We start from the raw sequence: 21,710 nt of genomic DNA on the forward strand, positions 1-21,710 counted from the left end.
CCAAAATCTGGGGAGCGCTGCGCACTCCAGCGGGAGCAAGCTCCCTCGCCACAGGGTATCGCGTCAGCCTTTGGCGCGACGCGCCTTGAAGAACTCGCTCAACACTGTCCCGCACTCTTCGGCCAACACCCCGCCTTCATACAGCACCCGATGATTGAGAAAGCCCTGGGTAAAAAACTGCCCTTGGCTTTGCACGATCCCGGCTTTTGGTTCGAGCGCGCCGTACACCACCCGGGCGATCCGCGAGTGGACGATCAGCCCGGCGCACATGCTGCACGGCTCCAGCGTGACGTAGAGTGTGCTGCCCGGCAGCCGGTAATTACTGACAGCCTGGGCGGCGGCCCGGATCGCGACCATCTCGGCATGCGCACTGGGGTCGTTGCCGCTGATGGGGCAGTTGAAGCCACGCCCGATGATTTCTCCATCCTGCACCAGCACCGCGCCGACCGGCACCTCACCCAGCGCGGCGCCTTGGGCGGCCAGGGTCAGCGCTTCACGCATGAAGTCCTGGTCGCGGCTGCGGTCGATAATCGCCGTGGGGCGAAACTGGCGCATCACGCCACCTCGATGGCGGCCATCAGGCCGGTTTCCATGTGGTCGATCACATGGCAATGGAACATCCAGACACCCGGGTTATCCGCCACCAACGCTACGCGGGCACGTTCGTTCTTGCCCAGCAGGTAGGTGTCGGTGAAGTACGGAATCACCTTGTGGCGGTTCGAGGCGATGACCTTGAAACTCATACCGTGCAGGTGGATCGGGTGTTGGTACTGGGTCATGTTCTTCAATTCAAAAATGTAGCTCTTGCCCTTTTCCAGCTTGGCAATCGGGCGGTCGGCGCAGGTCTTGTCGGTGATGTCCCAGGCCTGGCCGTTGATCTGCCACAGGCTCGGCGGCTTATTGTCCACGTTCACCGAAACCGATCCAACCCATTCGAAATTGAAGTTGAGTTTCTCGGCATTCGCCAGGTCCGGCTCGGCGACCGGGTTGGCGGGCAACGCAGGCGGCCATTCGGTAGGTGCGTCGGTGCTGGCGACCGAGCGGAAGGTGCCCAGGCGTACCGGCCCGTTACGGATCGACAGTTCTTCACCGGCGGGAGGCGCCTTGATCGCCAGGCAGATACGCATGCCGGGGCCCAGCCAGTACTCCTTGCCCAGCGGGCGTGGTTCGACGGGATTGCCGTCCAGGGCATAGATCTGCGCTTCAACGTCGGGGATATTAATGCGATAGGTCAGGGTGTTATCGAGGTTGAGCAGGCGCACGCGGGTGATCTGGCCGGCCGGCAGATCGATCACCGCCTGAGACACACCGTTGATGGTCGACAGGCGCCCGGCGGTACCGCCACGGGCCGCTTCACGCGGGATACTGAAGGCCACAAAGGCGCCCTCTTCGTCCACGTGCCAGCTTTTCAGGCTCAAGGTGCGTTCGTGTTTGAACCCGGTGGGTTCGCGCTCTTCGACAATCAGCGGCCCCACCAGGCCACGGCCGAGCTCTTCGCTGCTGTTCACATGAGGGTGATACCAGTAGCTGCCGGCATCGGGCACGCGGAATTTGTAGTCAAAGTATTCGCCCGGCAGTACCGGCAATTGCGAGACATACGGCACACCGTCCATTTCCAGCGGCAGGCGAATGCCGTGCCAGTGGATAGTGGTAGCGACCGGCAGGTGGTTGATGAAGCGCACCCGCAGCCATTCACCCTGACGCACCCGCAACTCGGTCCCTGGCGCCGAAGGGCCGAACGCCCAGGCTTCGGTCTTGTGTCCCGGTACCAGCTCCACCTCCAGTGGCGCGGCGATCAACTCGTAATCGTGCCCCGCCTCGGCCTCAGCGACCTTACCCAGCCAGTAGCGGTAGGCGCCACCGGCACCGACCCCCACTACCGCGAGACCGGCAAGACCACCCAGGATTTGTCGACGGGAAAACGATTGGGACACAACAACCTCACGTATCTGCCGCGAGTCCGAGACCCGCAAAGGGCAGATACCATACACCGGCATCACCCAAACAGTAAGGGTTCGCATTGCCACATGTGGGAGCGGGCTTGCTCGCGAAAGCGGTGGGTCTGCTACTCATGCATCGGCTGACACGCCGCCTTCGCGAGCAAGCCCGCTCCCACATTGGATCTTCGGCGCTCTTTTAATGTTTGGCGGCGGCCAGAATCAAGGCTTTCATCTCGGCGACGGCGCCTTTGAAGCCGACGAACAGCGCATGCGCCACCAGCGCATGGCCGATGTTCAGCTCGTTGATGCCCTTGATCGCAGCCACAGCTTCGACGTTGTGGTAGTGCAGGCCATGGCCGGCGTTGACGATCAGGCCCTCGCCCAGGCCGCAGTTGACGCCGTCGATGATGCGTTGCAATTCGTCGGCAACCTCAGTCGGCGTAGTGGCGTCGGCGTAACGACCGGTGTGCAGTTCGATGGCCGGTGCGCCCACACGGCGCGACGCTTCGATCTGGCGCTCGTCGGCGTCGATGAACAGCGAGACTTCACTCCCGATCTTCGACAGACGCTCCACGGCAGCCTTGATCCGCGCTTCCTGGCCGGCCACATCGAGGCCGCCTTCGGTGGTGAGTTCCTGGCGGGTTTCCGGCACCAGGCAGATATGCGCCGGGCGGATGCGCTCGGCGAACGCCATCATTTCTTCGGTGACGCCCATTTCGAAGTTCATTCGGGTTTGCAGCACGTCCTTGAGCAGCAGCACGTCGCGCTCCTGGATGTGGCGGCGGTCTTCGCGCAGGTGCACGGTGATGCCGTCGGCGCCCGCTTCTTCGGCGTCCAGCGCGGCCTTGACCGGATCCGGGTAACGGGTGCCCCGGGCCTGGCGCAGGGTGGCTACGTGGTCGATGTTCACGCCGAGAAGAATGCGATTGCTGGTGGTCACGAAAAGCGCTCCTGAAGAGGGAAGGAATCGCTGCACAGCATACACGGGGATGTCAGGGCTTTCGAAACAACTCGCGGCTGACCAGTGGCCGACCGCCCAAATGCACGGCCAGGGCCTGGCGCATCAAGCGCTTGGCCGCGGACAAGGCGCCGGGGGCCGTCCAGTCGGCTTCGCTCATGGCCAGCAGCTCAGTGCCCTGGAACAGGCCGGGTTGCAGCAGGTAGACCCGCTCCAGGCCTGCGTCCACTTGCAGGCGGTACATGCCGTCGGCGGCGATGGGATCGCCGTGCAAGTCCTGGCTCAGTTCGAAGCCGTAGCCCAAGTCATCCAGCAGGCGCCATTCGAATGCGCGTAGCAGCGGTTCGAGGGGGCGGCCTTCGGCGAGGGCAAGCAAGGTGGCGGCGTAGTGATCGAAGACGCCGGGGTGTGGGTCTTCGGCGGGGAGCAGACGGATCAGCAATTCGTTGAGGTAGAGGCCGCTGAACAGCGCCTCGCCGTTGAGCCAGTTGGAGACGCCGGCGGCTTCCATGCGGCCGACGTTCTTCAGCTCGCCACGTCCGCGAAACTCCACTTCCAACGCCACGAAAGGCCGCGCCAGGGTGCCGGCCTTGCCACGGGCGCTGCGCAAGACTGCGCGCAGCCGGCCTTGGGGTGTGAGGAAGTCCACCAGGGCGCTGGTCTCGCGGTAGGCGCGGCTGTGCAAGACGTAGGCGGGTTGGCCGGTGGGTGGGGTTTGGGACATTGGGTTCTCGCTGCGGGAACACGGTCTGGAAAACAACGACTATCCAATGTGGGAGCGGGCTTGCTCGCGAATGCAGGGTGTCAGTCAACACATCTGGTGACTGATCCACTGCATTCGCGAGCAAGCCCGCTCCCACATTTGTCCTGCGGTGTTCCGGAGACCTATTACAGGTCGCCGTAACCCAACGAACGCAACGCGCGCTCATCATCAGACCAACCACCCTTAACCTTCACCCACAGGTTGAGCATGATCTTGGAATCAAACAGCAATTCCATGTCCTTGCGCGCTTCGGTGCCGATGCGCTTGATGCGCTCGCCCTTGTCGCCAATGATGATTTTCTTCTGGCCGTCACGTTCAACGAGGATCAACGCGTGGATATGCAGGGTCTTGCCCTGCTGCTTGAACTCTTCGATTTCGACGGTGATCTGGTACGGCAGCTCGGCGCCCATCTGGCGCATGATTTTCTCGCGTACCAGTTCGGCGGCGAGGAAGCGGCTGCTGCGGTCGGTGATCTGGTCTTCCGGGAAGAAGTGCTCGTTCTCCGGCAGATAACCGGCGATCACACGCTCCAGGGCTTCGAGGTTGTGCCCGTGCTGGGCCGAGATCGGCATGATCTGGGCGTTCGGCAGTTGTTCCTGCAGCCAGCTCAGGTGCGGCATCAGCTCGGCTTTGTCTTCGATGCGGTCGGTCTTGTTCAACGCGACGATCAACGGGCCAGTGACGTACTGCACGCGCTCCAGAACCATCTGGTCTTCGTCGGTCCACTTGGTGCGGTCGACCACGAAGATCACCACGTCGACGTCTTTCAACGCCGCCGAAGCGGTTTTGTTCATGTAGCGGTTAAGGGCCTTTTCGCCGCCTTTGTGCATGCCCGGGGTATCAACGTAGACCGCCTGTACGGCGCCTTCGGTCTTGATGCCCAGCATGTTGTGGCGGGTGGTCTGAGGCTTGCGCGAGGTGATCGCCAGCTTCTGTCCCAGGATGTGGTTCAGCAACGTGGACTTGCCCACGTTCGGACGGCCGACGATGGCAACATAGCCACAGCGAGTTGCGGTTGAATCAGTCATGGCCATTCTCCACGCCCAGGGCAATCAGTGCTGCAGCGGCCGCTACCTGTTCGGCAATACGACGGCTCACACCCTGACCTCGGCTTTTTTCATTCAGTAAGGTGATTTCGCATTCGACGAAGAAAACTCGGCAATGCGGCTCACCCTGGATATCCACCACTTCGTAACGCGGCAGGTCGCAACCCCGGGACTGCAGGAATTCCTGCAGGCGGGTCTTCGGATCTTTGTTGGTGTCTACCAGCGTCAGGCTTTCGATCTCGGTCGCCAGCCAGGCGACAACGCGCTCCTTGGCTGCTTCCATGCCTGCATCAAGGTAGATCGCGCCGATCAGTGCTTCAAGGGCGTCAGCCAGGATCGACTCGCGACGGAAACCGCCGCTCTTCAGCTCGCCGGAACCCAGGCGCAGGTAATCACCCAAGTCGAAACCACGGGCCAGTACGGCCAGGGTCTCGCCTTTTACCAGGCGCGCACGCAAGCGCGACAACTGGCCTTCACGGGCCAGCGGGAAGCGATCGAACAAGGCTTCGCCGGCGACGAAATTGAGGATGGCATCACCGAGGAATTCCAGGCGCTCGTTGTTACGCCCGGCAAAACTGCGGTGTGTCAGGGCAAGGATCATCAATTCCTGATCCTTGAAGGTGTAGCCGAGCTGACGCTCGAGACGGCTTAGAGAAACGCTCACGGTTTACCCACATTCAGTTCGAGGCACCGGTGGCCTGCGACGATTAACGCTGTGTTCAAATTCAAATCCTGGCGGTTGCCACATGGGGCCGGACGGTTTGTCCAAGCCCCAGAAAAGCATTCGGCGCTGTGTTCACAGCGCCGCATGGATTACTTGATCAGCCCGACCCGCGAGAAGTTCGGCAGGTGGCTGAGCTTGGGTTCCGGCCAACTCATCCAGACCGCGAAGGCCTTGCCGACGATATTCTGGTCAGGGACCATGCCCAGCAGCTCTTTGGGAATATTGGGATCATCCCAGTAGCGGCTGTCATTGGAGTTATCGCGGTTGTCGCCCATCATGAAGTAATGCCCGGCAGGCACTGTCCATTGGTTGTCAGGCGGGGAACGGTAGCGGCTCATTTCCTTGCGGATTTCGTGCTCTACCGCTCCGAGTTTTTCCTGGTACAGCTCGGCGCTGCCCAAAGTGTTCGGCTCGGAGCCGATCAGTTTTTCCGCTACCGACTCGCCATTGACGAACAGGCGCTTGTCGCTGGTGTAGCGAATCACATCGCCCGGCAGGCCCACTACACGTTTGATGTAGTTGACGTTCGGGTCGCTTGGGTAGCGAAACACCATCACATCGCCGCGCTGCGGGTCACCGATCTCGATGACTTTCTTGTCGATCACCGGCAAGCGAATCCCGTAGGAAAACTTGTTCACCAGGATGAAGTCGCCCACGTCCAGGGTAGGTTTCATCGATCCCGAAGGGATCTGAAACGGTTCCACCAGGAACGAACGCAGCACCAGCACGATGAACAACACCGGGAAGAACGACTTGCCGTATTCAACCAGCATTGGCTCTTTGTTCAGTTTCTCGACCACCGCCACATCGGGCTGGCTGACGCTGCCCTGATAGGACGCGATGGCAGCCCGGCGACGCGGGGCGAAGAACATCAGATCGAGCAACGCCAGGAGACCGCAAACGGCAACGGCAATGACCAGCAACAGCGGGAAATTTAGTGACATAGGACCTAACTATCCAACCTGAGCACCGCAAGGAAGGCTTCTTGTGGAATTTCCACGTTGCCCACTTGCTTCATGCGTTTTTTACCGGCCTTTTGCTTCTCGAGCAGCTTGCGCTTACGGCTGACGTCGCCGCCATAGCATTTGGCCAGTACGTTCTTTCTGAGTGCCTTGACGGAGGTCCGTGCAATGATCTGCCCGCCAATGGCGGCCTGGATCGCGACGTCGAACATCTGGCGCGGAATCAGTTCTTTCATCTTTTCGGTCAACTGGCGACCTTTGTAGTGCGCGTTGTCCTTGTGCACGATCAGCGCCAGGGCATCGACCTTGTCGCCGTTGATCAGCACATCCAGCTTCACCAGATTAGCTGATTGGTAACGATCAAAATGGTAATCCAGCGAAGCATAGCCGCGGCTGGTGGATTTGAGACGGTCGAAGAAGTCCAGGACCACTTCGTTCATCGGCAAATCGTAGGTCACTTGCACCTGGGTACCGAGGAACAGCATGTCGTGCTGTACGCCACGCTTCTCGATACACAGGGTAATGACGTTGCCCAGGTGCTCTTGCGGCACAAGAATATTGGCCCGCACGATCGGTTCGCGCATGTCTTCGATGGAAGACAGATCCGGAAGCTTCGACGGGTTGTCGACGTAAATCGTTTCACCGGTTTTCAATAACAGTTCAAAAATAACTGTCGGTGCGGTGGTGATCAGGTCCAGGTCGTATTCGCGCTCGAGGCGCTCCTGGATGATTTCCATGTGCAGCATGCCCAAGAAACCGCAGCGGAAGCCGAAGCCCAATGCGTCGGAGCTTTCCGGGGTGTACTGCAACGACGAGTCGTTGAGGGTCAGCTTCTGCAGGGCTTCGCGGAAGTCCTCGAAGTCGTCGGAGCTGACCGGGAACAGGCCGGCGTAAACCTGCGGCTGGATGCGTTTGAAGCCCGGCAGCACGTCGACGTCAGGGGTGGCGCTCAAGGTCAGTGTGTCACCCACCGGTGCGCCGTGGATGTCCTTGATGCCGGCGATGATGAAGCCCACTTCACCGGCTTTCAGATCAACGGTTGCAGTGTGCTTGGGGTTGAACACACCCACGCTGTCCACCAGGTGGATCTTGCCGGTGGATTTGACCAGGATCTTGTCGCCCTTCTTCACACGGCCGTGGCGCACGCGTACCAGGGATACAACGCCCAGGTAGTTGTCGAACCAGGAGTCGATGATCAACGCTTGCAGCGGATCTTCGTAGTTGCCGGTAGGCGCGGGAATGGTCTTGACCAGGCGCTCGAGCACTTCGTCGACACCCAGGCCGGTCTTGGCGCTGCACTCGACGGCGTCGGTGGCGTCAATGCCGATGATCTTCTCGATCTCTTCCTTGACGCGGTCCGGATCGGCCTGTGGCAGGTCGATCTTGTTCAGCACCGGCATCACTTCCAGGCCTTGCTCGATGGCGGTGTAGCAGTTCGCGACGGACTGGGCTTCAACGCCCTGGCCCGCGTCCACTACCAGCAACGCACCTTCACAGGCCGCCAGGGAACGGCTGACTTCATAGGTGAAGTCGACGTGGCCCGGGGTGTCAATGAAGTTGAGCTGGTACTTGATACCGTCTTTGGCGGTGTAATACAGAGTAACGCTGTGGGCCTTGATGGTGATCCCGCGCTCGCGCTCGAGGTCCATGGAGTCCAGCACCTGGGCTTCCATTTCACGCTCGGCAAGGCCGCCGCACATCTGGATAAATCGATCGGCCAGCGTCGACTTGCCATGGTCAATGTGGGCGATGATGGAGAAATTGCGGATATGACTCAAATCACTCACGGATCAACACTCAAAAAGGCTGCAGGCAGACTGCCCGCTGAAAAATAGCCGGGAATTGTACCTGATGCGCAGACCTGACGTCATCCATGGTGACCAAGAACAAAAATGCCCCGATCGTTCGAACGGGGCATTTTTTGTTCATAAGCGCGGGTTCAACCGGCCCGACGCAACAGCCAGAAGCCGGCCACGGCGCAAATAGCCGTGGGCACCAGCACCGCAAACAACGGCGAGAAGCCGAATACCAGGCTGGACGGCCCCAGCAGGTCTTGGGCGATACGGAAGGTAAAGCCCACCAGCACGCCGGTGAACACACGTTGACCGAGGGTTACGGAACGCAGCGGACCGAAGATGAACGAGATCGCCATCAGCACCAGCGCAGCGGTTACTACCGGCTGCAACACCTTGACCCAAAACGCCAGCCAGTAACGGCCATTGTTCAAGCCCTGGTCCTTGAGGTAGTGGATATAACCCCACAGGCCGGAGATAGGCAGGCTTTCCGGGATCATCACCACGGTATTCAGCAATTCGGGCTTGAGGGAAATATCCCACTGCTCCGTCGGAACGTTGATCACTTCGGTGGTCGACGCCGCGCCCTTGCCGATATCTCGGAAATAGGTGGTGGTCACATCGCTGAGTTGCCACTTTTCTTCGGCGTACTGCGCACGTTTGGCGAAGCTGGACGACAACAGGTGACGTTCTTTATCGAAGTGATAACGGGTGACACCGATCAACAGGCCACCCGGTTGTACGGCGTTGATGTGGATAAACTCCTCACCCTGCCGGTGCCACAGGCCATGCTTGGAGCTTTGAGCATCACCGGACCCCTGGGCCAGGGCACGATTGGCCTGGGCTGTGGATTCGGCCGGAGGCGCCACGTATTCACCGATCAGCACGCTGACCGCCATCAGCAACAGCATGGGCTTCATGACCGCCCACACGATGCGGCCAATGGAAACACCCGCCGCACGCATGATGGTCAGTTCGCTGTTGCTGGCCAGGCTGCCAAGGCCAATCAGGCACCCGATCAGCGCAGCCATCGGCATCATGTCGTAGAGACGACGTGGCGCTGTCAGCGCCACGTAGCTCAGAACGTTGGTAACGGTGTAGGTATCGCTGACGTTGCCGACTTCATCAATGAAGGCGAACAACGAGGCCAGGCCCAGAATAATGCCCAATACCGCAAGGATTGCGACCAGGACGCTGCTACCAATGTAGCGGTCGAGCTTAACCACGAGCCATCTCCTTCATGCTGCGACGACTCCGCATCTTCAAACGCATCGGCTCCCAATAAAGCAGGCCCAGGCCAATCATCAGGAAGATCCCGTGGACCCACCACAACCCAAGAGCCGGCGGCAGCTTGCCCTTCTCCAGGGAGCCGCGGGCGGAAATCAGGATGGTCAGGTAAGCCATATAAAGCAGGATGGCCGGCAACAGTTTGAGGAAGCGGCCCTGGCGCGGGTTGACCCGGGACAGCGGTACCGCCATCAAGGTCACGATAAACACCAGCAGCGGCAGGGAAATCCGCCATTGCAGTTCAGCAATCGAGCGCAATTCCTTGCTGCCGATCAGGTCCGGCGTCGGGATCGCGTCGCGGTCGGTCACTTCGTCGCTGACATCCGGACGGGCAAGCATTACACCGTAAGTGTCGTACTTGATTGCCCGGTAATCCGCCTGCCCGGGGCTGCCGTCATAGCGATAACCGTTCTCCAGGATCAGATAGCGACTGCCGTCCGGACGCACTTCCTGGCGCCCGCTGTCGGCCACCAATATGGAAATACCACGGTCTTTCTGGTTCTGGCCGAGGTTCTTCTGGGAGATGAACACACCGCCCAGGTTGGCACGGTCATCCGACAGTTGTTCGGTGTAGGTCACCCGGGTGCCGTCGTTGAGCGCTTGAAAGCGGCCCGGCTCCAGGGTGTCGAATTCGGTCATGGCGTCCTGTTTGTTGAGCACCAGCTGGAACTGCAAGGCTCCCTGGGGCGCCAGGCTCAGGCTCAGCCAGGCCACGATCAGCGCGATACCGGTGGCCGGGACCATGGTCATGGCCAGCAAGCGCTGCTGACTCATGCCGGTGGCCGACAGCACGGTCATTTCGCTTTCGAGGTACAAGCGGCCGTAGGCCAGCAAGATCCCGAGAAACAGGCCCAATGGCAGGATCAGCTGCAGGAAGCCCGGCAGGCGAAAGCCCATGATCAGGAACAGCGAACCCGGATCCAGGGCGCCCGAGGCGGCCTGGGCGAGGTATTTGACGAAGCGACCACTCATGATGATGACCAGCAATACCGCACTCACGGCACTCAGGGTCAACAGGACTTCGCGGGACAGATAACGGAAGACGATCAAACCAGACACTCCAGGGTTGTCAGGCTAAGGCGGCCAAACAAGCAAGCATATCGAGACGACCCATTGCTGCAGGCCGGCTAAAAAGATGGCGCATTATCCTGTGATTGACCGCACCTGTCACGGAGCTTGCTCATACGCGTGCACAAAGCTGCCCACAAGGGTTGTCAGGCTCGGGCGGCGAGGTTCAAACTGCGGCCTTTGTCGCGGGCGGCCTACAGGCTGCCAAGCTTACAAGCCGGAGTACAGACTCCTGGCTCACTGACCTTTATAAGGGACCCGAAAATGGAACTGGTTGTAAAAAGCGTTAGCCCCGAAACGTTGAAAACCGCCACCCTCGTGGTCGCTGTCGGCGAAGGCCGCAAGCTGAGCGTTGCCGCCAAGCAACTGGACGAACTGAGCGGCGGCGCCATCAGCGCGGTCCTCAAGCGCGGCGACCTGGCCGGTAAAGTGGGCCAGAGCCTGCTGCTGCAAAGCCTGCCCAACCTTAAAGCCGAGCGCGTATTGCTGGTGGGCGTGGGCAAGGACGCCGAACTGGGCGACCGTCCGTTCCGCAAGATCATCAGCAGCATCCTCACTACCCTTAAGGGCCTGGGCGGCACCGATGCAGCCCTGGCGCTGGACGAAATCGTGGTCAAGGGCCGCGACAGCTACGGCAAGACCCGCCTGCTGGCCGAAAGCCTGCTGGATGGCGGCTACGTCTTCGACCAGTTCAAGAGCACCAAGGCCGAACCCCGCGCCCTGAAGAAAGTCACCTTGCTGACCATCAAGGCCGCCCAGGCTGAAGTCGAACGCGCCGTGACCCACGCCCAGGCCATCGCCGGCGGCATGGCCTTCACCCGTGATTTGGGCAACCTGCCACCGAATATCTGCCACCCAACCTACCTGGGCGAGCAAGCCAAGGCGCTGGGTAAAGAATTCAAGGGCCTGAAAGTCGAAGTCCTGGACGAGAAGAAGATCAAGGAACTCGGCATGGGCTCGTTCTATGCCGTGGGCCAGGGCAGCGACCAGCCGCCACGCCTGATCGTGATGCAATACAACGGCGGCAAGAAGTCCGAGAAGCCATACGCCCTGGTCGGCAAAGGCATCACCTTCGACACCGGCGGCATCAGCCTCAAGCCGGGCCTGGGCATGGACGAGATGAAGTACGACATGGGCGGCGCCGCCAGCGTGTTCGGTACCCTGCGGGCCGTGCTGGAACTGAAGCTGCCGATCAACCTGGTGTGCATCCTGGCCTGCGCCGAGAACATGCCGAGCGGCGGCGCGGCGCGTCCGGGCGACATCGTTACCACCCTCAGCGGCCAGACCGTGGAAATCCTCAACACCGACGCCGAAGGCCGCCTGGTGCTGTGCGACGCCCTGACCTACGCCGAACGCTTCAAGCCGCAAGCCGTGATCGACATCGCCACCCTGACCGGGGCCTGCGTGGTTGCCCTGGGCGCCCACACATCCGGCCTGCTGGGCAACAACGATGAACTGATCGGCCAACTGCTCAGCGCCGGCCAGGCTGCGGACGACCGTGCCTGGCAACTGCCGCTGTTCGATGAGTATCAGGAACAGCTGGACAGCCCGTTCGCCGACATCGCCAACATTGGCGGCCCGAAAGCCGGCACCATCACCGCAGCCTGCTTCCTGTCGCGCTTCGCCAAGAACTTCAACTGGGCGCACCTGGACATCGCCGGCACTGCCTGGACCAGCGGCGGCAAGGACAAGGGCGCCACTGGCCGTCCGGTTCCATTGCTGACCCAGTACCTGCTGGACCGCGCCAAGGCCTAACCCTGTAGGAGCGAGCTTGTTCGCGAAGGTCGTTAACGATAACGCGCTCATTCTGGATGAACGCGTCGTTCTCAGGTTTTTCGCGAGCAAGCTCGTTCCTACAAACCCCGGGACGGCCGCAACGCCACCCCGGGCTCAGGAACCGCAATGACCCAAGTCGACTTCTATATATTGCCCAGCGCCGATCCTTCCGCGCGCCTGGACTTTGCCTGCAAGCTCACCGAAAAAGCCTGGCGCATGGGCCACCGTATCTACCTGCATTGCAGCGATGCCGCCCAGCGTGACGACCTCGACGCCCGCCTGTGGCGCTTCAAGGGCGAAAGCTTCGTACCACACGGCCCTGCCGAATCAGAGCCGGAAGGCCTGGTGGTGCTGGGTTTGGGCGATAGCTGTGGCGATCACACAGACCTGCTGGTCAACCTCGACCTGAAAGTACCGGCCTTCGCCAAAGGTTTTGCCCGCGTGGCGGAAGTGGTGGTGGAAGACCCGGCTATTCGTCAGGCCGCGCGGGAGAGTTTCCGTTTCTACCGCGAACAGGGCTATTCTCTGCAAGATCACCGGCTACAACGACTTTGAGCACATGATGGACACTCCAAACCCGCTAAAAGACTCTGACCACCTGCTGGATGACCTTGAGTCGATCCGCAAGCTGCTCGGTGATGATGACCTGCAACCGCCGCTGCTGACCGATGCGGTCAACGGTGACGTACAAATTCCTTTGCTGTTCGATATGGTCGGCGGCAAGCCTGTTGCGCCGGAACCTGTCGAAACGCCCGCAGAGCAAACCGCACCCGCGCCGGCAGTTGCCGTGCCTGCCGCAGAGAAAGCGCCCGACGCCCTGTTGCTGCACCTGGACAACGAATTGCGCGCCGCTGCGCAACTGATCATGCAAGACGTGATCGACGATTTTGCCCCGCATATCGAAACCGAGATCAAGCGCCGACTGGATGCGCGCATGGAGCGGTTGTTGAGCCAGTACCAGAACTAGGGCTGACACATATCCCGTGTGGGAGCGGGCTTGCTCGCGAAGGGCGTGAACGATAACGCGTGCATCCTGAATGAACGCGCCGCCCTCAGGTTTTTCGTGAGCAAGCTCGCTCCTACCCCTCTCCCCTATCCCCCGTTATACTTGTCGGCTTTCCTGAATTAATGCCAACTAGGGTCCCGCCGCGCATGGATAAGACCTACCAGCCGCACGCTATTGAAACTTCCTGGTACCAGACCTGGGAGTCCGAGAATTATTTCGCTCCGCAAGGCGCGGGCGATGCCTACACCATCATGATTCCGCCACCGAACGTCACGGGCAGCCTGCACATGGGCCATGGCTTCAACAACGCGATCATGGATGCCCTGATTCGTTTCCGCCGCATGCAGGGTCGCAACACCCTGTGGCAGCCAGGTACCGACCACGCCGGCATCGCCACCCAGATGTTGGTGGAACGCCAACTGGAAGCCACCGGCCAGAACCGTCACGACCTGGGTCGCGAAAAATTCCTGGATAAAATCTGGGAATGGAAGGATCAGTCCGGCGGCAACATCAGCCGTCAGATCCGTCGCCTGGGTTCGTCCGTCGACTGGAGCCGCGAGCGCTTCACCATGGACGACGGCCTGTCGGAAGCCGTGAAGGAAGCCTTTGTGCGCCTGCACGAAGACGGCCTGATCTATCGCGGCAAGCGCCTGGTCAACTGGGACACCAAGCTGCACACGGCGATTTCCGACCTTGAAGTGGAAAACCACGACGAGAAAGGTTTCCTATGGAACCTCAAGTACCCGCTGGCTGACGGCGCCAAGACCGCCGAAGGCAACGACTACCTGATCGTCGCCACCACTCGTCCGGAAACCATGCTTGGCGACGCCGCCGTCGCGGTTAACCCGAACGACGAACGCTACCAGGCGCTGATCGGCAAGTTCGTTGAGCTGCCGCTGGTTGGCCGTCGCATCCCGATCATCGCGGACGACTACTGCGACCCTGAATTCGGCACCGGCTGCGTGAAAATCACCCCGGCCCACGATTTCAACGACTACGAAGTCGGCAAGCGCCACAACCTGCCGCTGCTGAACATTTTCGACAAAAACGCCGCTGTTCTGCCGGCCTGCCAGGTATTCAACCTCGACGGCACGCTGAACGAGAGCATCGACGGCAAGATCCCGGCTGAATACGCCGGCCTCGACCGTTTTGAAGCGCGCAAGCAAATTGTTGCAGCCTTCGACGCTGCCGGCCTGCTGGTCAGCGTTGATGACCACGCCCTGAAGGTGCCGAAAGGCGACCGCTCCGGCACCGTCATCGAGCCTTGGCTGACCGACCAGTGGTACGTGTCTACCAAGCCGCTGGCCGAGCCGGCGATTGCTGCCGTGGAAGACGGTCGTATCGCGTTCGTGCCTAAGCAGTACGAAAACATGTACTTCTCGTGGATGCGTGACATCCAGGATTGGTGCATCAGCCGCCAGCTGTGGTGGGGCCACCGGATTCCGGCCTGGTACGACGAGTCGGGCAAGGTCTACGTTGGCCGCGACGAAGCCGAAGTACGTGCCAAGCACAACCTCAGCACGGACGTGACGCTGCAACAGGACAACGACGTACTGGACACCTGGTTCAGCTCGGGCCTGTGGACCTTCTCCACCCTCGGCTGGCCACAGCAGACCGAGTTCCTGAAGAAATTCCACTCCACCGACGTGCTGGTCACCGGCTTCGACATCATTTTCTTCTGGGTTGCCCGGATGATCATGCTCACCATGCACTTGGTGAAAAACGAAGACGGCACGCCGCAGGTACCGTTCAAGACCGTGTACGTCCACGGCCTGGTGCGTGATGGCCAGGGCCAGAAGATGTCCAAGTCCAAGGGCAACGTCCTGGACCCACTGGACATCATCGACGGCATCGACCTGGAAACCCTGGTGCAGAAACGCACTACCGGCCTGATGCAACCCACGCCAAAACTGCTGAAAAAGATCGAAAAGCAGACCCGCGAAGAATTCCCGGAAGGTATCGCCAGCTACGGCACCGATGCCATGCGCTTCACCTTCTGCTCGCTGGCGTCGACAGGTCGCGACATCAAGTTCGACATGGGCCGCGTCGAAGGCTATCGCAACTTCTGCAACAAGATCTGGAACGCCGCGCGCTACGTGCTGGATAAAGGCGAAGACTGCGGCCAGAACGGCGAGGCCATCGAGCTGTCCCTGGCGGACCGCTGGATCATCTCCCAGCTGCAGCGCACCGAAGCCGAAGTGACCCGTCAACTCGACCAGTTCCGCTTCGACCTGGCGGCGCAGGCCTTGTACGAGTTCATCTGGAACCAGTATTGCGACTGGTACCTGGAATTGTCCAAGCCCGTGCTGTGGGACGAGAACTCGCCGATCGAACGTCAGCGCGGCACCCGTCACACCCTGGTGCGCGTGCTGGAAGTGGCGTTGCGCCTGGCGCATCCGTTCATGCCGTTCATCACCGAAGAAATCTGGCAGCGCCTCGCGCCGCTGGCCGGCAAAGACGGCAAGACCATCATGCTGCAACCTTGGCCGGTGGCCAACGAAGCCCGCATTGATGAGGCGGCCGAAAGCGACATCGAATGGCTCAAGACCCTGATGATGGGCACGCGCAACATTCGCGCCGAGATGAACATCGGCCCGGGCAAGCCACTGGCCGTGTACGTGAAGAACGCCAGCGCCGAAGATCAGCGTCGCCTCACCGAGAACGACGCGCTGCTCAAGAAGCTGGCGAAGCTGGAGTCGATCACCGTATTGGCCGCCGGCGCCGAAGCGCCGCTGTCCGCCACCGCACTGGTTGGCGAGATGGAAGTGCTGGTGCCGATGGCCGGCCTGATCGACAAAGGTGCCGAACTGGCGCGCCTGGATAAGGAAATCCTGCGTCTGCAAGGCGAAGTGCAGCGGGTGGGCGGCAAGCTGTCCAACGCGGCGTTCGTCGACAAGGCTCCGGCTGAAGTCATCGAGAAAGAACGCGCCAAATTGGCCGAAGCTGAACAGGCTTTGGGCAAGCTGGCCGAGCAACATGCGCGGATTTCCAGCCTGTAAGGTGCAGCCCGTGTGAAAAAAGAGACCTTCGGGTCTCTTTTTTTTGCCCAGGAAAGCAATGACATATCTCTTTGCAAACCCGATCAATGTGGGAGCTGGCTTGCCTGCGATGCAGGCGACTCGGTGTATCTGTCAGACGGAGGCGATGCCATCGCAGGCAAGCCAGCTTGTATGGTTAGACTTGTAGGGGTGGTGGGACTAAAAGCCAGCATCTGACTCTAGCCAGTACAGACCGTGGGAGACTTCGCCCCACCCCTTCACCAAAGCGCCGATAAGGAATGCATCGGCCATGACCGACGATAGAAGCAAGCCAGCGCAACGGTGAAGCCCCGACAAGCCCATAAACCCTAACCCGGAGCGTTTTTCATGGCAATGACTGTCTTGCAATCAATCATCGGCGTGGATGTCGCTAAGGCTGAAGTCGTGGCCTGTCACTTTGAAACAGACGAATTGAAGATTGTGCCGAACAACAAAACCGAGCTGAAGGCGTGGCTCAAATCTCTGCCCGAGGGCAGTGGCATCGCGATCGAAGCGACCAATATCTATCACCTGGATACGGTCAACTTGGCTCATGGGATGGGCCATATGGTTTACGTGATTGATGGCTACCGTCTTAATCACTACCGCAAAAGCACGGGTGGGCGGGCGAAAACAGACGCCAGCGATGCGCGTTTACTGGCCCGTTATTTGAAAAATGAGCAGGCTGATTTACGTGCCTGGAACCCGCCGCCGAAGGTCTATACCAAGCTTCAAAGCTTGCTTCGCCGACGGGCAGCGTTGGTGAAGATGCGAGTTGGCCTTAACCAAAGCTGGGCAGGTGAGCCACTACTTAAGGCCTCATCAAAAAGTGTCTCAGCCTGCCTTGCGAGACACGAAGGGCTTATTGAAAAACGGATATTAGATGCCGTCACTGAGGCAGGTCTGTTGCATCAGATCAAACGCTGCCAGGCCGTTGAGGGGATTGGTTTTCTCACTGCGGTAGCACTGACGATGGCGTTTCAACGAGGCGAGTTTGAAAGTGCCGATGCCTATATCGCGTTCCTAGGAATGGACTTGAGGGTGTCTGACTCGGGGCAAATGAGCGGACGTCGATCACTGAGTAAAAAGGGGGACTCGGAGATCCGTCGGTTGCTGCATAACGCGGCGTCAGCAGGTATCAAGTCAAACGCTTGGAAACCGCTCTATCAAGGCTATCTGGGCAGAGGCCTGAAAACGACTCAGGCCTTGGTTATCATCGCTCGCAAGCTAGCGCGTATCGCGTTCTCCCTCATGAAAAACCAAAGTGAATACCAGTCGAAAGCGGTTTTGGGGGCTTCCCCTAAACCATAGAATCTCCCACAGTTGGTCCGCGTACAAACTATCAGTCGTCGAGGGCTTTTACGGATTTGGGCGACAACCGAAGGCTGCGCAAGCTGCGCTTCACGCTCTTGAGGTGGTTGACCAGGCTCGGGCCGCGCGCCATGGCCACGCCCATCGCCAGCACGTCGATCACCACCAGGTGGGCGATACGCGAGGTCAATGGCGTGTAGATTTCAGTGTCTTCGTGCACATCGATCGCCAGGTTGACGGTCGACAGCTCCGCCAAAGGCGTCTGGCTGGGGCACAGGGTAATCAGGGTCGCGCCGCTTTCACGCACCAGGTTGGCGGTGATCAGCAGATCCTTGGAGCGGCCGGACTGGGAAATGCAGATCGCCACGTCGGTAGGCTTCAGCGTCACCGCCGACATCGCCTGCATGTGCGGGTCGCTGTAGGCCGCTGCAGTCAGCAGCAAACGGAAGAACTTGTGCTGGGCATCCGCCGCCACCGCACCGGACGCGCCGAAACCATAGAACTCCACGCGCTGGGCCTGGGACATGGCGGTCACGGCTTTTTGCAGTTCCACCGGGTCGAGCTTTTCCCGCACTTCCATCAGGGTATGCAGGGTGGTGTCGAAGATTTTCAGGCTGTAGTCGGCGACGGAGTCGTCTTCGTGAATCGCGAACTGCCCGAAGCTCGCACCGGCGGCGAGGCTCTGGGCCAGCTTGAGCTTCAAGTCCTGGAACCCGGAGCAACCGATGGCGCGGCAGAAGCGCACAATGGTCGGCTCGCTGATGCCCACGCTGTGGGCCAGGTCAGCCATGGAACTGTGCATCACAGCCGCAGGGTCAAGCAGCACGTGATCGGCAACCTTGAGTTCCGATTTGCGTAACAGGTGGCGCGACTGGGCGATATGTTGCAACAGGTTCAAAGGGCTGGACTCTTGTTATTGGCAGACGCCAGGGATGTAGCAAGCTTGTAGTTATACTACAAGAATTACCGATTTGCCCGCTCGATGCATCACTTAATCACGCTGCTGCCCGCTGAAACAGCGGGCAGGCTCGATGTAGCCCCGCGTGCGGCTTGGGCTTAACTACGGAAAATCGGCATTTTTTCGTAACAAATCCGCCAGACCGTCCGCTTCCACTGGCCGACTGATCAAATAGCCCTGCACTTCATCGCATTGCTCGGCCCGCAGGAAATCCAGCTGCTGCTGATCTTCCACGCCCTCGGCCACCACCTTGAGCGACAGCCCGTGGGCCATGGCGATGATTGCACGGGTGATCGAGGCATCTTCGCGGCCCTGCCCTAGGCCGCGGATGAAGGTCTGGTCGATCTTCACGTAATCCACAGGGATGCGCTTGAGGTAACTGAGGGACGAGTAGCCGGTGCCGAAATCATCAATCGCCAGTTTCACACCCAAGTCGCGCAGTTGCTGGAAGGTGGAAATGATGTGCTCGACACTGTCGAGCAGTTGGCTTTCGGTCAGCTCCAGCTCCAGGTACTGCGGATCAAGCCCGGTTTCTTCCAGCACCTGACGCACCAGACTGACCAGCTTGCCCTGGCGCAACTGATGCACCGACAGATTGACCGACACCCGGATCGGTTCCAGCCCCTGGCGCTGCCACTCACAGGCTTGCCAGCAGGCCTGGCGCAACACGAACTCCCCGAGCGGTACGATCAATCCGGTTTCTTCGGCCAGCCCGATAAAGTCCCCCGGCGGCACCATGCCCCACTGCGGATGCTCCCAGCGAATCAACGCCTCGGCGGCATTCAGCTTGCCGCTGGCCAGGCACAGCTTGGGTTGGTAGAACACGGTGAGTTGGCGCTCATCAATCGCCTTGCGCAGCTGGTTTTCCAGCTGCAAACGCTCTAGGGTGCTGGCCTGCAGGCTGTCGGTGTAGAACTGGAAATTATTCCCGCCCAAATGCTTGGCGTGCTGCATCGCCATGTTCGACTGGCTGACCAGCGCGGATATTTCCCGCGCATTGTCGGGCAACAGGCTGACGCCCATTGAAGCGCTGACCACCAGTTCATGCCCTTCCACCGTCACCGGCACCCGCAACTTGGCCAGCAACCGCGTGGCCACCCGCGCCAGGCTCGACAGGTTGCCGTACGCATCGAACAGCACGGCGAATTCATCGCCAGAGAGCCGCGCAATGGTGTCGGCTTCGGGCAAGGCGTTGATCAAGCGGCGAGCCATTTTCTGCAATAACTGGTCGGCCACTTCATGCCCGAGGCTGTCGTTGAGCAGCTTGAAACGATCCAGGTTGATATGCAGCAAGGCCAGGCTGCGGCCGCCTTGGCGCACCCGTTGATGGGCTTCGCGCAGCCGTTCGCGGAATAGCGAACGGTTGGCCAACCCGGTCAATTCGTCGTAATGCGTGAGGTAGCGCATGCGCTCCTCGGATTCGCGCCGCGCGGACAGATCGGCGAAGAAGCCGACGATGTGGCTGACATTTCCCCGAATATCCCGCACTACATTGAGTTGCAGCCATTGTGGGTAGAGTTCGCCATTCTTGCGGGTTTCCACCAGCTCGCCCTGCCAGGTACCGTGGCTGAGCAGCGCCTGGCGGATCACCGGGAAATGGCGACGTGCGTCGCGGCTGCTGGGCAGTTCGACGACATTGCGGCCGATCATGTCATCAATATCGAAGCCGGTGACGCGGCTGAACGCCTGGTTGACCGCAACCAGCACATAGTCTGGGTTCAGGATCACGATGCCTTCGCTGGCCGCCTCGAACACCGTCGATGCCAGGCGCTGCTGTTCTTCCAGGACCTTGCCGGCGCTGATGTCGCGGCGGGTGCCGAGCATCCGTGTGACGCGTCCACTGGGCGAGCGCTCCACGGCGCGGCCACGGTCCTGAATCCACACCCAATGGCCATCGCCATGGCGCACCCGGTATTCCACCAGATAATCCTCGCTGCGGCCTTTCAGGTGTTCCACCAGCGCACGCTTGAGCAGCGGCAAATCGTCCGGGTGCAGCCGCGGCTTGAGATGGCTGAGCATCGCTGTGACGTATTCCGGCTCCAGGCCGAACAGTTCCTTGAGTTGGGTGTGGTGGACCTCGTCGGTTTGCAGGTTCCAGTCCCACAGGCCCAGTTCGCTGGCCTGCAATGCCATCGCCAGGCGCGCCTCGCTTTTGCTCAGGGCCAGGCTGGCGACATCCAGTTCCTGGCTACGCTGATCGACACGCTGCTGCAGGCCGATCTGCGCCTCACGCAGCTCTTGCTCGACCTGGCGTCGTTGCTCCACTTCACGCACCAGTTCCTGATTCAGCTGCTCGCTGCGCTGCTGCGCTTGCTGCAGATGCTCGATCAACGCCTGGTTCTGGAAGCGCCTGAGCAGCCCGCGTTGAATCAAGCGATTGACCTGCCACGCCACCAGGCTTAAAGACGCCAGCAAAATCAGGCCCAGGCAACCCCAGCCTTGCTGCTGCGGGTCACCGCTCCAGAACAGATAGATAATCGCCGGCACCAGGCAGGGCAAGGCAAACGACAGGAATGCTGGCAGGCTGACGGCGTAGGCCACACTGGCGGACAAGGTCGCCGCGCCGAGCAAGCCGAACACCCAGGCCTGCTGCGCGAAGCTGTCCACCGGCACCAGGGCGATGGCAGCACTGGCCAGCGTCAGGCCGCTGACGGCCGAGCCCAGCATGAACATGCGGCGCCAGATCGGCTGTGCCTGGCGGCTCGGCATAGCGGACTCGAACGCCGCCACCTGAATCACCCGCAGGGCCACCAGCGCCAGCAGCCACACCAGCCAAATGCTGTCCAGCAGATAGCGCTGCGGGCTCCAGAGCAACCAGGCGCAGACCAGTCCGTTCACCAGCATTAATAAGGTAGGCAGCAGGGAGCCTTGGTACAGCAGGCGCGTGCGCTCGACCGCCATCTCCATGGCGTAATGTTTGCGGATAACCTGCGCCGGCGCCACCGAGGGGCCAGCCAGGTCAGTGCTAAGGGTCATAGGCAATGTTCTTATAATGGTGAGCCCGAAACGTCGACGGAGCATACACAAGCAAACGCTCGGGCCAAACTGCTCCGCGTCATAAAAACAGCGCGACAATCAGGCGCAAACCTTGGAGCCAGACA

General features: G+C 60.4%; 17 protein-coding genes. 5 read left to right on the top strand and 12 right to left on the bottom strand.

The window, feature by feature from the left end; all coding sequences use genetic code 11:
* Positions 1 to 63 precede the first annotated feature (63 nt).
* The 10 genes from tadA to lptF form a co-directional block, all read right to left on the bottom strand.
* Positions 64 to 555 (bottom strand): tRNA adenosine(34) deaminase TadA, encoded by a 492-nt coding sequence (tadA, locus tag HBJ59_RS20375; protein ID WP_076017602.1) that lies wholly within the window; start codon positions 553 to 555, stop codon positions 64 to 66.
* The gene (locus tag HBJ59_RS20380; RefSeq protein ID WP_076017603.1) at positions 555 to 1,934 is read right to left on the bottom strand and encodes a multicopper oxidase family protein; all 1,380 of its coding nucleotides are present in this window, start codon (positions 1,932 to 1,934) and stop codon (positions 555 to 557) included. The genes tadA and HBJ59_RS20380 overlap by 1 nt, the downstream gene beginning before the upstream one ends.
* A gap of 202 nt (positions 1,935 to 2,136) precedes the next feature.
* Entirely contained in the window at positions 2,137 to 2,880 is a 744-nt protein-coding gene (gene pdxJ, locus HBJ59_RS20385) for a pyridoxine 5'-phosphate synthase (RefSeq protein ID WP_003210427.1), read from the bottom strand.
* Between the two features lie 52 nt (positions 2,881 to 2,932).
* Positions 2,933 to 3,622 (bottom strand): DNA repair protein RecO, encoded by a 690-nt coding sequence (recO, locus tag HBJ59_RS20390; protein WP_076017604.1) that lies wholly within the window; start codon positions 3,620 to 3,622, stop codon positions 2,933 to 2,935.
* A gap of 164 nt (positions 3,623 to 3,786) precedes the next feature.
* Positions 3,787 to 4,689 (bottom strand): GTPase Era, encoded by a 903-nt coding sequence (era, locus tag HBJ59_RS20395; protein WP_003210432.1) that lies wholly within the window; start codon positions 4,687 to 4,689, stop codon positions 3,787 to 3,789.
* Entirely contained in the window at positions 4,682 to 5,371 is a 690-nt protein-coding gene (gene rnc, locus HBJ59_RS20400; RefSeq protein ID WP_076017605.1) for a ribonuclease III, read from the bottom strand. Before rnc ends, era begins: the two co-directional genes overlap by 8 nt.
* Positions 5,372 to 5,520: 149 nt before the next feature.
* Positions 5,521 to 6,375 (bottom strand): signal peptidase I, encoded by an 855-nt coding sequence (gene lepB, locus HBJ59_RS20405; protein WP_076017606.1) that lies wholly within the window; start codon positions 6,373 to 6,375, stop codon positions 5,521 to 5,523.
* A 5-nt stretch (positions 6,376 to 6,380) separates the two neighbouring features.
* Positions 6,381 to 8,180, bottom strand: coding sequence for a translation elongation factor 4 (gene lepA / locus HBJ59_RS20410; RefSeq protein WP_076017607.1), 1,800 nt, complete (start codon positions 8,178 to 8,180; stop codon positions 6,381 to 6,383).
* Between the two features lie 152 nt (positions 8,181 to 8,332).
* The gene (gene lptG / locus HBJ59_RS20415) at positions 8,333 to 9,412 is read right to left on the bottom strand and encodes an LPS export ABC transporter permease LptG (RefSeq protein WP_076017608.1); all 1,080 of its coding nucleotides are present in this window, start codon (positions 9,410 to 9,412) and stop codon (positions 8,333 to 8,335) included.
* On the bottom strand, positions 9,405 to 10,523 hold the full coding sequence (lptF, locus tag HBJ59_RS20420; RefSeq protein ID WP_076017609.1) for an LPS export ABC transporter permease LptF: 1,119 nt from the start codon (positions 10,521 to 10,523) through the stop codon (positions 9,405 to 9,407). The genes lptG and lptF overlap by 8 nt, the downstream gene beginning before the upstream one ends.
* Before the next feature lie 282 nt (positions 10,524 to 10,805).
* On the opposite strand from lptF, the gene HBJ59_RS20425 reads away from it, so the two are divergent.
* The 5 genes from HBJ59_RS20425 to HBJ59_RS20445 all read left to right on the top strand — a co-directional run bounded on the left by HBJ59_RS20425 (position 10,806) and on the right by HBJ59_RS20445 (position 17,651).
* The gene (locus HBJ59_RS20425) at positions 10,806 to 12,296 is read left to right on the top strand and encodes a leucyl aminopeptidase (protein WP_076017610.1); all 1,491 of its coding nucleotides are present in this window, start codon (positions 10,806 to 10,808) and stop codon (positions 12,294 to 12,296) included.
* 147 nt (positions 12,297 to 12,443) lie between these two features.
* Positions 12,444 to 12,872 carry a DNA polymerase III subunit chi gene (locus HBJ59_RS20430; RefSeq protein ID WP_102605183.1) on the top strand — a complete coding sequence of 143 codons (429 nt, stop codon included), beginning with the start codon at positions 12,444 to 12,446 and terminating at the stop codon, positions 12,870 to 12,872.
* 7 nt (positions 12,873 to 12,879) lie between these two features.
* A complete protein-coding gene (locus tag HBJ59_RS20435) occupies positions 12,880 to 13,284 on the top strand; it encodes a DNA polymerase III subunit chi (protein WP_076017612.1) in 405 nt (134 codons plus the stop codon).
* Between the two features lie 185 nt (positions 13,285 to 13,469).
* On the top strand, positions 13,470 to 16,322 hold the full coding sequence (locus tag HBJ59_RS20440) for a valine--tRNA ligase (protein WP_167664574.1): 2,853 nt from the start codon (positions 13,470 to 13,472) through the stop codon (positions 16,320 to 16,322).
* A 366-nt stretch (positions 16,323 to 16,688) separates the two neighbouring features.
* Positions 16,689 to 17,651: an IS110 family transposase gene (locus HBJ59_RS20445; RefSeq protein ID WP_167664575.1), complete on the top strand. Its 963-nt coding sequence runs from the start codon at positions 16,689 to 16,691 to the stop codon at positions 17,649 to 17,651.
* Positions 17,652 to 17,682: 31 nt separating this feature from the next.
* Here the strand turns inward: HBJ59_RS20445 and hexR are convergent, their stop codons facing one another.
* Entirely contained in the window at positions 17,683 to 18,549 is an 867-nt protein-coding gene (gene hexR / locus HBJ59_RS20450) for a transcriptional regulator HexR (protein ID WP_010168370.1), read from the bottom strand.
* 162 nt (positions 18,550 to 18,711) lie between these two features.
* The gene (locus tag HBJ59_RS20455) at positions 18,712 to 21,585 is read right to left on the bottom strand and encodes an EAL domain-containing protein (protein WP_167664576.1); all 2,874 of its coding nucleotides are present in this window, start codon (positions 21,583 to 21,585) and stop codon (positions 18,712 to 18,714) included.
* Between the last annotated feature and the right edge of the window lie 125 nt (positions 21,586 to 21,710).

The sequence above is a fragment of the Pseudomonas sp. AN3A02 genome (assembly GCF_011765255.1).
Taxonomy (GTDB): Bacteria; Pseudomonadota; Gammaproteobacteria; order Pseudomonadales; family Pseudomonadaceae; genus Aquipseudomonas.